Annotated in this window: 10 protein-coding genes; 9 read left to right on the top strand and 1 reads right to left on the bottom strand. The window is 56.9% G+C overall.

Translation table 11 applies throughout. The annotated features are described in order from the left end of the window. Positions 1-54: 54 nt before the first annotated feature. From RBR25_RS10815 to aspS, 3 genes are all read left to right on the top strand, one after another. Positions 55-1428: a diguanylate cyclase gene (locus tag RBR25_RS10815; RefSeq protein WP_432819564.1), complete on the top strand. Its 1374-nt coding sequence runs from the start codon at positions 55-57 to the stop codon at positions 1426-1428. Between the two features lie 172 nt (positions 1429-1600). Next, positions 1601-2839, top strand: a complete 1239-nt coding sequence (hisS, locus tag RBR25_RS10810; RefSeq protein ID WP_432819595.1) for a histidine--tRNA ligase — start codon at positions 1601-1603, stop codon at positions 2837-2839. 107 nt (positions 2840-2946) lie between these two features. Further along, entirely contained in the window at positions 2947-4740 is a 1794-nt protein-coding gene (gene aspS / locus RBR25_RS10805; RefSeq protein ID WP_432819563.1) for an aspartate--tRNA ligase, read from the top strand. A gap of 62 nt (positions 4741-4802) precedes the next feature. On the opposite strand, the gene RBR25_RS10800 is transcribed toward aspS, so the two are convergent. Next, positions 4803-5189 (bottom strand): hypothetical protein, encoded by a 387-nt coding sequence (locus RBR25_RS10800; protein ID WP_432819562.1) that lies wholly within the window; start codon positions 5187-5189, stop codon positions 4803-4805. A gap of 700 nt (positions 5190-5889) precedes the next feature. Here RBR25_RS10800 and RBR25_RS10795 point away from each other — a divergent pair. The 6 genes from RBR25_RS10795 to RBR25_RS10770 all read left to right on the top strand — a co-directional run bounded on the left by RBR25_RS10795 (position 5890) and on the right by RBR25_RS10770 (position 12104). Beyond that, positions 5890-8121: an NADP-dependent isocitrate dehydrogenase gene (locus RBR25_RS10795; protein WP_432819561.1), complete on the top strand. Its 2232-nt coding sequence runs from the start codon at positions 5890-5892 to the stop codon at positions 8119-8121. A gap of 83 nt (positions 8122-8204) precedes the next feature. Beyond that, positions 8205-9158 (top strand): malate dehydrogenase, encoded by a 954-nt coding sequence (mdh, locus tag RBR25_RS10790; RefSeq protein WP_432819560.1) that lies wholly within the window; start codon positions 8205-8207, stop codon positions 9156-9158. Between the two features lie 192 nt (positions 9159-9350). Continuing rightward, positions 9351-9542: a 4Fe-4S binding protein gene (locus RBR25_RS10785; protein WP_432819559.1), complete on the top strand. Its 192-nt coding sequence runs from the start codon at positions 9351-9353 to the stop codon at positions 9540-9542. A 23-nt stretch (positions 9543-9565) separates the two neighbouring features. Continuing rightward, the gene (locus RBR25_RS10780) at positions 9566-10699 is read left to right on the top strand and encodes a 2-oxoacid:acceptor oxidoreductase subunit alpha (RefSeq protein WP_432819558.1); all 1134 of its coding nucleotides are present in this window, start codon (positions 9566-9568) and stop codon (positions 10697-10699) included. A 1-nt stretch (position 10700) separates the two neighbouring features. Continuing rightward, positions 10701-11516, top strand: a complete 816-nt coding sequence (locus tag RBR25_RS10775; RefSeq protein ID WP_432819557.1) for a 2-oxoacid:ferredoxin oxidoreductase subunit beta — start codon at positions 10701-10703, stop codon at positions 11514-11516. 33 nt (positions 11517-11549) lie between these two features. Further along, a complete protein-coding gene (locus RBR25_RS10770) occupies positions 11550-12104 on the top strand; it encodes a 2-oxoacid:acceptor oxidoreductase family protein (protein WP_432819556.1) in 555 nt (184 codons plus the stop codon). Positions 12105-12252 lie beyond the last annotated feature (148 nt).

Here is a 12252-nt window from a genome sequence, read left to right as displayed (position 1 = left end):
CACCAAATAGGCACTCTGCTACTCTGCTATTCTAGCTATGAGGAGCACCTCGGAATGAAGAAACCTACCATTCTGGTTGTCGATGACGAACTGTTCTTTCGCCGCCTCTATTCCGAGTTGCTGGCCGAGGAAGGCTACCAGATCGAAAGCGTCGCCACCGGAGACAGTGCCCTGACCCGTCTGCGCCAAGGCGGAATCGATGTGGTCCTAACCGATATGATCATGCCCGGCATCGGCGGGCTGGATGTTCTGCGTCTGGCGCGGGGACTCGACAATCCTCCCGAAGTGATCCTGGCCACTAGCCATGCCAGTCTCGAAACCGCCATACACGCCCTGAAAAGCGGTGCCCGCGACTATCTGCTCAAACCTTTCGACCCCGAGGAGTTGCGGCACCTGGTGCGCAGCTGCATCGAACAACGGCGCCTGCTCGATGAGAATTCGCTGCTCAAGAGCCAGATCCGCCTCTACCAAGCGGGTCAGAGTCTCGCAGCGCAGATGGATCTCGACCGGCTTATGCCTCAGGCGACCGAAACCCTGTTGCGGGAGATGGGCGAAGGACGCGGGTTCGCTTTTCTGCAGGAACGCAATCGCACCCCGCGCCTTCTCGGTAAGCAGGGCAACGACAGCGACGTGCGCCTGCTTGCCATGGCCAAGGCCCTTTTCCCGGGATTACGCGATATCAACGGGTTACGCCTGATACGTCGCGGCGAACTTCCGGAAAATATCGCCTTTCCACAAGACCTGCGGGAACTGTGCGTCTTCCCCCTGCGCTTCGGCAAGCATCTGCGTGGCGCCCTCTTTCTGTACAACGCTCCCGGCGCCGACCTGTCCTCTCCCTTCCCCTATGAAAACTTGCTGTTTCTGGCGGAACAAACGGCTAGCGGCTTTTACAATGCCTGCCGGTTCCAGGGGACCAAGGACCTCATCTATATCGATGATCTGACCGGTTTGCACAACTACCGCTACCTGCAAGTCATGCTTGACCAGGAAATCCGTCGCGCGGATCGCTACGGCCAGGAACTTTCTATGATCTTCATGGACCTCGACCATTTCAAGGGGGTCAATGACAGTCATGGCCATCTGGTCGGCAGCCGTGTTCTGCGCGAGGTCGCCGACCTGCTGCGCGGCTGTATTCGCGAGGTCGATCTGGCCTTCCGTTACGGCGGCGATGAATTCACTGCCCTGTTGGTGGAAACCGGCTCATACGGTAGCTCCGTGGTCAGTGAACGTATCCGCCGGACCATCGAAAACCATGTATTTCTCGCGGAAAGTTCCACGCCGGTACGGATCACCGCCACGGTAGGACACGCGGTCTATCCCAGCGACGCGACCAACAAGCAGTCACTCATCGACCTGGCCGACCAGGCCATGTATCAGGGCAAGCTGGTACGAAACGTCACCCGCGCCGCCGCGACATTGAAAGAATGAAACATCCCCCGTCAAATCCCCACCCGAAGCGTTGAAACCTCCGCCGCACGGAACCGGGACAGCGGTCCCGACAGGGCCCCAACCCGCCCCATTCCGCCCTGCGACACCCCAAACATTTATCCTCGAACTCAATGAAAGGTTTGCTGGCGTGAGCATCACAGGCATTAAGGGCATGAACGACATCCTGCCGGGAGAAGTAGAAACCTGGCAGTTTCTCGAAGAACAGGCGCGCCGGATTTTCGGCCTTTACGGTTTTTGCGAAATCCGCGTCCCGGTGGTGGAAAAGACCGAGCTTTTTCAACGGTCCATCGGCGAAACCACCGATATCGTCGAAAAAGAGATGTACACCTTCCGTGACAAAAGCGACAACTCCCTGACCCTGCGCCCGGAAGGAACCGCGCCGGTCATACGCGCTTTCATCCAAAACAAGCTGCATACCCGCGACCCCATCGCCAAGCTCTTTTACATGGGCCCGATGTTCCGCTACGAACGCCCGCAGAAAGGGCGTTACCGGCAGTTTCATCAGATCGGGGCCGAGGTTATTGGTGTCGAAGATCCGAAAATCGATGCCCAGATTCTGACCATGCTCACCCATTACTTTGCGAACGTCGGCATCGCCGATGTGGAACTGCAAATTAATTCCCTCGGCTGCCCCGAATGCCGCCCCGGCTACCGCCAGGCGCTGACCGGCTTTCTCGAAAAGCGCCTGGATGCCCTCTGTGACGACTGCCGCCGCCGCTACCGGACCAACCCCCTGCGGGTGGTGGACTGCAAGGTGCCCGGCTGCAAGGAGGCGACCGGCGGGGCACCGTCGGTTCTCGATCATCTGTGCGGCTCCTGCCGAGGACACTTCGCCGGCGTACAGGAACATCTGCGGGAAGTAGGCACCGCTTTTACCATCAATGAACGCATGGTGCGCGGCCTCGATTACTATACGAAAACCACCTTTGAGATGGTGACCAGCAGCTTGGGCTCACAGAATGCGGTCGCCGCCGGCGGCCGTTATGATGGGCTGATCAAGGATCTGGGCGGGCCGCCCCTACCCGGCATTGGTTTTGCCATGGGCGTCGAGCGTCTGGTACTGATGAAGGGGGATACGCGCATCGAGCCTTCCTCTCCCGAGCTCTTCCTGGCCGCCCTCGGGGAGGAAGCCACCCGTTACACCTTCGGGCTCATGTCTCGTCTGCAACGACGCGGCCTGCATGTCGAGATGGACTATGAGGGCAAAAGCCTCAAAGCTCAGCTGCGACGGGCCGACAAATTGATGGCAAAGCGGGTGCTGATCATCGGCGAAGAAGAACTCGCTCGTCGTCAGGGGCAGCTGCGAACCATGGAAACCAGCACCCAGGAGAGCATCCCCCTAGACAACATCGAGGATTTCCTGATGAAGGATGCGGCCCTCAACCGCTGAACAAATCGGCTCGGGATAGTTCTTGACGACCCTTGGAGTGCATCACTATAATTGCCAATTCGCAAGATTCGGCTTTCGACAACACAACTTATCGATACAGGGAGGATATGAACTTGAACGAGGTACTGGGAGACTGGAAAAGAAGTCATTATTGCGGCAACGTGACCGCCGCGGAAATCGGTCGGGAAGTCTGTCTGATGGGCTGGGTGCAGCGCCGCCGCGACCATGGCGGCCTGATCTTCATCGACCTGCGGGATCGCGAGGGGATCGTCCAGCTCGCCCTTGACCCCGACCGCGATCCGGAAGCTCACGGCAAGGCTGACCGGGTCCGTAACGAATTCGTGGTGGCCGTCCGCGGCAAGGTCTCCCCACGCCCCGAGGGGACCGTCAATCCCAAGATGAAGACCGGCGAGGTCGAAGTTGAGGTCAGTGATTTGCGCGTTCTCAACAGCGCCAAGACCCCGCCCTTTATGCTCGACGAATATACCGAGGTCGCGGAAAACATCCGCCTCAAGCACCGCTATCTTGACCTGCGCCGGCCGACGGTGCAGAACAACCTGATGCTGCGCTACCAAGTCACCCGCACCGTCCGTCGCTACCTCGACAGCCACGGCTTCCTCGATATCGAAACCCCGGTTCTGACCAAGAGTACCCCGGAGGGCGCCCGCGACTATCTGGTGCCGAGCCGCGTCAACCCCGGTACCTTCTATGCCCTGCCCCAGTCCCCCCAGCTTTTCAAGCAGCTACTGATGATTTCCGGCTTCGACCGCTACTTCCAGATCGTCCGCTGTTTCCGCGACGAGGATCTGCGCGCCGATCGCCAGCCCGAGTTCACCCAGATCGACTGCGAGATGAGCTTCGTCGATCGGAACGACGTGATCCGGGTGATGGAGGGAATGATCGCCACCATTTTCAAGGAGGCGATCGGCGTCGAAGTCGCCCTGCCGATGGCCCGCATGACCTACCAGGAAGCCATGGACCGCTACGGGGTGGACAATCCCGATCTGCGCTTCGACCTGGAACTGGTGGAACTTTCCGACCTGGTCTTGAACTGCGGCTTCAAGGTTTTCGCCGATGCCGTTGCCGGCGGCGGCCTGGTCAAGGCGATCAACGTCAAGGGCGGCGCTACCCTGTCGCGCAAGGATCTCGATGAACTCACCGAGTTCGTCAAGATTTACGGGGCCAAGGGGCTGGCCTGGGTGAAGATGACCGAGGAAGGCTGGCAGTCGCCCATCGCCAAATTCTTCACCGCCGATGAACTGGCCGCCCTCAACCGCCGTCTGGATGCCCAACTCGGCGATTTGTTGCTCTTCGTAGCCGACTCCTTCAAGGTTACCAACGAAGCCCTCGGCCGCCTGCGCGGACATCTCGGCCAACGCCTCGGCCTGGCCAAAAAGGACGACTACCGCTTCGTCTGGATCACCGACTTCCCTCTGCTCGAATGGGACGGGGAGACCCGCCGCCACGTCGCCGTCCATCATCCCTTCACCGCGCCGATGGACGAAGACGTCCCTCTTCTCGCCACCGATCCCGGCAAGGCCCGGGCCAAGGCCTACGACCTGGTGCTCAACGGCTCGGAAATCGGCGGCGGCAGTATCCGTATCCACGACCAGGCGGTACAAAGTCAGATGTTCAAACTCATGGGCATCGGCGAGGAAGAGGCGAGAGTCAAGTTCGGCTTCCTTCTCGACGCCCTGGAATTCGGCGCCCCGCCCCATGGCGGCATCGCCTTCGGTCTCGACCGTCTGACCATGATTCTGACCGGTTCCGAGTCAATCCGCGACGTCATCGCCTTCCCTAAAACCCAGAAGGCCACCTGCCTGATGTCGGAAGCCCCCGGCTCGGTCGACGAAAAACAGCTGCGCGAACTGCATATCAAGCTGGCCGTCAAACCCAAGTAAGCCCGGAAACCGGGAGGGTGCCCACAACCGGCGCCCTCCCGGCCCAAGCCTCCTTCGCGGATTCAACGGCCGACAAAGACCGTCGCATGAACCGATTTCTTCTTCCAGCGATCCTCCTTTCTTCTTTCATCTACGGCTGCGCCTTCCCTCCTCACCGGGAACTCAAAGCCGCGCGCGCGGCCTTCGCCGAAGCCCATGCCGGCGGTGCTGCCGAACTGGCTTCGGCACGATATCGAACCGCACGGGAAGCCCTCGACACCGGCGAAGCCCTCATGGCCAACTGCGCGTATCGTCAGGCCCGAAAAACCCTTCCCTACGCCGAGGACCTGGCGCTCCAGGCTGCCGAAGCGGCCCGTGTTGAGCGAAAACGCCGCGATGACGAAGAACGCCGCATCCAGGGAAAACTCCTGGGACTCAAAGAGCGCCTCCGCGAAGAGAACCAAACGCAACTAATTCCATCTCCTACAGCCCCCAAACCTTCCCGTCCCGAACTTTCCAAAACCAAAATCAAATCGACGACGAAAAAGAAAGCTTCCACCGAAAACGAAGGAACCGGCAAATCTCCCTCCACGCCGGCTCTTCCCTCCAGCTACACCGTCATCGCGAGTGAAACCCTTTGGATCATCGCCGCGAAGAAGGAGATTTACCAAGACCCCCTGCTTTGGCCCTTGCTCTATCGCGCGAACCGTGACCAGATTAAGGATCCCCGACAGGTCGACGCTGGGCAAACCCTCAATATCCCACGTAACCAGAGCCCGTCGGAACTCGCCGAGACGAGAAACTTGGCCCAAAAATCCGACATCTTTCCCCTTGCCCCCCCTATGAAAAACTCTTTCGCGCCCCCCTGACCAGGGCCGGGCAAGTGCCGCCTGCCCACAGCAAACCCCCTAACAGCGCAACACTATTTTTCTTGACATGCCTTAACCTTTTGCATACTGTATACACGCTTTAGGGCCTGATGAATCGCTCTTCGTCCTCAAAGTACCGCAATCCGCAAGGTTCCCGGCACGATACCCGCTCGCGCCGTTCGGTTCCAGGTTGCTCGATGCAGAACGATCCTGAGTTACATCCAAGCTTGCCGAAGGTTGTCTGTTTTACCCCTTTGGCTCCAAGCTCTGGCGATACTGGCATAAAAACTAAGGAGAGAACATGACAACGAAAACAGCAACGATTATCTGGTCCGAAATTGACGAAGCTCCCGCGCTGGCAACCTACGCTCTGCTCCCCATGGTGCAGAAATACCTCAAGGGCTCCGGCGTCAATGTAGAAACCAGGGACATCTCCCTCTCGGGCCGCATCATCGCGAACTTCCCCGACCAGCTGAGCAAAGAGCAGCAGATTCCCGACTTCCTGACCCAACTGGGCGAATTGACCCAGAAACCCGAAGCCAACATCATCAAGCTGCCCAACATCAGCGCCTCGATTCCTCAGCTTGAAGAAGCCATTGAAGAACTTCAAAGCAAAGGTTACAAAATCCCCAACTACCCGGCCGAACCGAAAACCGACGAGGAAAAAGCCCTCAAGGAAAGATTCGCCAAATGTCTGGGCAGCGCTGTCAACCCGGTCCTGCGTGAAGGCAACTCCGACCGCCGCGCCGCTGCTTCGGTTAAGAAATTCGCCCAGAAGAACCCCCACAAAATGATGAAGCCCTGGCCGAAAGATTCCAAGACCCGCGTTGTTCACATGAACGACAAGGATTTCTACGCCAGTGAAACTTCCGTTACCGTTCCCGCCGCGACCAAGGTAACCTATGAATTCGTGGGCAAAGACGGCAGCGTCAAGGTTCTGAAAAAAGATATGCCTCTGCAAGCCGGTGAAGTTCTCGACTCCTCGTCGATCAACATCAAGGCTCTGCAAGAATTCTACGCCAAATCCATCGAAGAAGCTAAAAAAGAAGGCGTCCTGCTCTCGCTGCACCTCAAAGCGACCATGATGAAGATTTCCGACCCCTATATTTTTGGCAAATGCGTCCTTGTTTACTACAAAGACGTGTTCGATAAATACGGCGACGTCTTCAAGGAACTGGGCGTCAACGTCAGCAACGGCTTGGGCGATGTCTATGCCAAGATCAAGCGCCTCCCCGATGCCAAGCGCGCCGAAATCGAAGCGGCGATCATGGACGTTTACAAAACCCGTCCGGCTCTGGCCATGGTCGATTCCCGCGCCGGGATCACCAACCTGCATGTGCCCAATGACGTCATTATCGACGCCTCCATGCCGGTTGTCGTTCGCGACGGCGGCCAGATGTGGAACCTGGAAGACAAACTTCAGGACACCATCGCCATGATTCCCGATCGTTGCTATGCAACCATCTACAAAACCGTCATCGAAGACTGCCAGAAGCACGGCCAATTCAACCCGGCGACCATGGGCCATACCTCCAACGTCGGTCTGATGGCGCAAAAAGCCGAGGAATACGGCTCCCACGACAAAACCTTCTACGCTCCGGGCGACGGCAAAATCCGTGTTGTCGACGCCTCCGGCAAGGTTCTTCTTGAGCAGACCGTTGAAGAGGGCGATGTCTTCCGTTCCTGCCAGGCCAAGGACGAGCCGATCAGGGACTGGGTCAAGCTGGCCGTCACCCGCGCCAAGGCTTCCGGCGCTCCCGCCATCTTCTGGCTGGACGACCGTCGCGGTCACGACGCCCAGATCATCCAGAAGGTCAACACCTACCTGAAAGATCATGACACCACCGGCCTGGATATCCGCATCATGCGTCCCGACGACGCCATGAAGCTTGCCTGTGAACGCGCCCGCGCCGGCAAAGACACCATCACTGTCACCGGCAACGCCCTGCGCGATTATCTCACCGACCTCTTCCCGATCCTCGAACTGGGCACCAGCGCCCGCATGCTCTCCATCGTACCTTTGCTCAAGGGTGGCGGTCTGTTCGAAACCGGCGCCGGTGGCTCCGCACCCAAGCACGTCGAGCAATTCCTCAAGGAAGGTCATCTGCGCTGGGATTCCCTGGGCGAATACTGCGCCCTGGTCCCCTCCCTTGAACTGGCGGCCAAGCAAAGCGGTAACGCCAAGGTTCAGCTCTTCGCCGACACCCTGGACGAAGCGGTTACCAAATATCTGGAAAACGCCAAAGCGCCTTCCCGCAAAGTCAACGAAATCGATAACCGTGGCAGCAACTTCTACCTCGGCATGTACTGGGCCCAAGCTCTGGCCGCCCAGACCAAGGACGCCGAGATCGCCAAGCGCTTCGCCAAAGTCGCAGCCGATATGGCCGCGAACGAAGCCAAGATCAATCAGGAACTGCTCGCCGGCCAAGGCAAGCCGGTAGATATCGGCGGCTACTACCGCCCCGATCCGGTGAAGACAGCCAAGGCAATGCGTCCCAGCGCGACGCTGAACGCAATCATCGACGCGATGTAACTTTCCAGGCAAAGCTGGCGGAATCGGGGGAACGATCTCCCCCGATTCCGTAATTTCATTTCCCAACATAAGGAGAGAAAATCATGGCAAGACCGAAAATCGCTCTTATCGGTGGTGGACAGATCGGTGGCGTATTGGCTCAACTCTGCGCCCTGCGCGAACTCGGTGACGTCGTCCTGTTCGACATCGTCGAAGGACTGCCCCAGGGCAAGTGCCTCGACATCGCCGAAGCTGCTCCTGTTGACAGCTTCGACATTTGTCTCAAAGGCACCAACGATTACAAGGACATCGAAGGCGCCAACATCGTTATCGTGACCGCCGGCCTGCCCCGCAAACCCGGCATGAGCCGCGATGACCTGATCGAAGTCAACAGCAAGATCATGTCCTCGGTCGCCGAAGGCATCAAAAAATACGCTCCCAAATCCTTCGTCATCATCATCTCGAACCCCCTCGACGCGATGGTCACGCTCTGCCAGAAAGTCACCGGTTTCCCCTACGAGCGCGTTATCGGCCAGGCTGGCGTTCTCGATTCAGCTCGCTTCAAGGCCTTCATCGCCTGGGAACTGGGCGTGTCCGTCAAGGATGTTATCGCCATGACCCTGGGCGGCCACGGCGACGATATGGTGCCCCTGGTCCGCTATGCCAGCGTGCAGGGCATTCCGGTCATGGAACTCCTGGAGCAAAAGTACGGCAGCGCCGCCAAGGCTGCTGAAGTCATGGAAGCCATGGTCAAGCGCACCCGCGGCGCCGGTGGTGAAGTCGTCGCCCTGCTCAAGACCGGCAGTGCCTTCTACAGCCCGGCCTCTTCCGCCATTGCCATGGCTGAAGCGATTCTCAAGGACCAAAAGCGCGTTCTGCCCAGCTGCGTCTACCTCAACGGCGAATTCGGCGTTAAAGGCTACTTCGTCGGCGTTCCCACCGTTCTCGGGGAGAAAGGTGTCGAGCGCATCCTGCAGTTTAAACTGGATGCCACTGAACAGGCCATGATGGACAAGTCTGTTAAAGCCGTCAAGGGCCTCGTGGACAGCATGAAGTAATTACAAGCGGTTTGCCGAACCCCAACAAAAAGGGCAATGGCGACATTGCCCTTTTTTTCTATTGGGTGCTTCCGTTTTTTTTACCGGAATGCATTAAATTTGTAGCATGCCACAAGGTCATGTGTTAGGATTTCGACGCTTTTTCTGGCGGTTACGCCAGCGTCAACTACCTAAAAAAGGAGATCATCGGTAATGAGCAGTGCAAGAATTGAAGTCATCGAAAAGTACTGCAAGGGGTGTTCGATCTGCGTCGAATTTTGCCCGAAACAGGTACTGGAGATGGACGCGTTTGTGGTTAAGGTTGCCAGGCCTGACGATTGCATCGCTTGCATGCAATGTGAGCTGCGGTGTCCTGATTTTGCCATCAAGGTACACAAAGATTAATCTATTATAGGAGGTCGATTAACGTGGCGAAAAAAACAGCTCTCTTACAGGGTAATGATGCCTGTGCCGAAGGCGCATTGTATGCCGGATGTACATTCTTTGGTGGTTACCCGATTACTCCCTCCACTGAAGTTGCGGAAGATATGTCTAAAGAACTTCCAAAGATCGGTGGTACTTTCATGCAAATGGAAGACGAAATCGCTGCAATAGCGTCGATTCTCGGTGCTTCCCTCACTGGTGCCAAGGTGCTTGATGCAACCTCAGGTCCCGGCATGTCTCTTAAGCAGGAACTGATTGGCTATGCCTGCATCGCCGAGATCCCCTGTGTCATTGCCAATATTCAGCGCGGTGGCCCATCGACCGGGATGCCGACAGGCCCCAGTCAATCGGATATGCAGCAGGCAAAGTGGGGAACCCACGGAGATCATGCAGCTATCGTTTTGACCCCTGCCTCCTGTCAGGAGATCTACGAAGAGACAGTGCGTGCTTTCAATCTGGCTGAAAAATATCGCATGCCGGTGCAGATTCAGCTTGATGAAATCGGTGCCCATATGCGTGAGCGTGTTGAGTTTGCTGAACCCGGCGAACTTGAAGTCATTGATCGAGCCAAGCCTACTGTTGCTCCTGAGGACTACAAACCCTATGATTCGAGCAAGGGTATGATTCCCCCGTTGGCTTCCTTCGGCAGTGGCTATCGCTATCATGTCACAGGCTTGAATAAAGGTCCTGACGGTTTCCCAACCACCAAGGCCGAGTTGGTAGCCGCAGAAGAACAGCGCCAAATAGACAAGGTCAACCTCAATGCAGCAGACATTGAGAAAAACGAGGAATATCACCTGGAAGACGCCGAAGTTGTCCTTTTTGCCTATGGTACAACCAGTCGCAGCGCACGTTACGCCGTAAACGAATTGCGTAAGGAAGGCGTCAAGATTGGTATGTTCCGCCCCCTGACCATGTGGCCCTTCCCAGAGAAGCGGGTTGCCGAACTGGCTGCTCAGGCCAAGGCCATTATTTGTCCGGAGTTGAACCTGGGACAGATGGTGGTTGAGGTTGAGCGCGTAGCTAAAGGGAATTGTATTGTTGCCCATATCGGACGTGTCGATGGTGAGCCGATCAATCCCGACCAGATCATTAAGAAGGTCAAGGAGGTAATGTAAAATGGCTTACGATTACGAAAAATGGATCCGTCCCGGGAAACTCCCCCACATCTGGTGCCCCGGTTGCGGTCACGGTATTGTCATGAAAGGCCTGATCCGGGCCTTGGACGCCTGCGGTCTGGAAAAAAATAAAACCGCCATCGTATCCGGTATCGGCTGCGCCAGCCGGCTTCCTGGTTATATTGATGCCTGTACCCTGCACACCGCTCATGGCCGTGCTGCGGCCTTTGCAACCGGCATTAAGATGGCCAAACCGGAAATGACGGTTATTTGTTGCGGCGGCGACGGCGACGGCACTGCCATCGGCGGCAATCACTTCATCCACGCCTGTCGCCGTAATATCGACATGACCTATGTGATCATGAACAACCACATCTACGGCATGACCGGCGGTCAGTTCTCCCCTTGTACCCCGACCGGCGCCTTGGCTTCAACCACCCCTTACGGCAATCCTGACCCGGTTTTCGATATCAGCAAGCTGGCCATCGGCGCCGGCGCCACCTTTGTTGCCCGGACCACCTCCTTCCATGCGACTCAGATTGACAAGCTGATCGCCGAAGGTATCCAGCACAAGGGGATGGCAGTCATCGAAGTCGTGGACGACTGCCCCACAAGCTACGGACGTCGTAACAAGTTCCGCAGTGTCGTCGACATGATGAAGGTCCTCAAGGATACTGCCGTACCGGTTGCCGCTGCCTCCAAATTGTCAGCCGATCAACTCGAAGGCAAAATTCTGACCGGCGTTTTGTACAAGGAAGACAAGCCCGAATACTGCGAACAGTACGCCAAAATCATTGCCAAGGCCAAAGGCGCCTGATTCTGCAAACCGTGAACTAAGGAGAATGTGAAAATGGCTGAAAGATATGAACTCCGGTTCTCCGGTGCTGGTGGCCAAGGTCTGATCACGGCCGGAATAATTTTAGCGGAAGCAGCGTCGATCATTGACAACAAGTACGCTGTTCAGTCGCAAAGCTATGGTCCTGAGGCACGTGGTGGGGCGTCGAAGGCTGAGGTTATCATCTCGGATGCTCCGATCGACTATCCCAAGGCTACAGTCGTTGATGCCTGCCTAGCTATGACGCAAGAAGCTGCCGACAAGTATGCCAACGGCATCAAGTCGGGAGGTCTGTTGCTCATAGACACTGATTTTGTAAAGAATGTGCCGAAAGGCGATTTCAAAGTCTATAGTTTTCCGATTGTGCGCACGGCTAAGCTCGAAATTGGTCGGGAAATTGTTGCTAACGTAATCGCCTTGGGCGCAATGGTCGCATTGACCGACGTTGTCGACCGTGAAATCGGGGAAAAGGCGGTTCTTCGAAAAGTTCCTGCTGCTTTCGTTGAATTGAACAAAAAAGCCTACAACCTCGGTTTTGAAAAGGTCAAAGAACTAAGAGCAAAAAATTAACGTAAAGCACAGCATAAACGACACAATCGAGTAGGGTGAGGCGAGCAGATCAAGCTCGCCTCATCCCTCTCACAGAACCGTACGTACGGGCCTCGTATACGGCTCCTGTCCATTCTTCCCCTCAGTACATCTGAGGCAGGTACCCGGT

The sequence above is a fragment of the Trichloromonas sp. genome (assembly GCF_034006665.1).
Classification (GTDB): domain Bacteria; phylum Desulfobacterota; class Desulfuromonadia; order Desulfuromonadales; family Trichloromonadaceae; genus Trichloromonas.
Note: the sequence above shows the minus strand (reverse complement) of the source record. Positions and strands in the feature narration are given on the sequence as shown.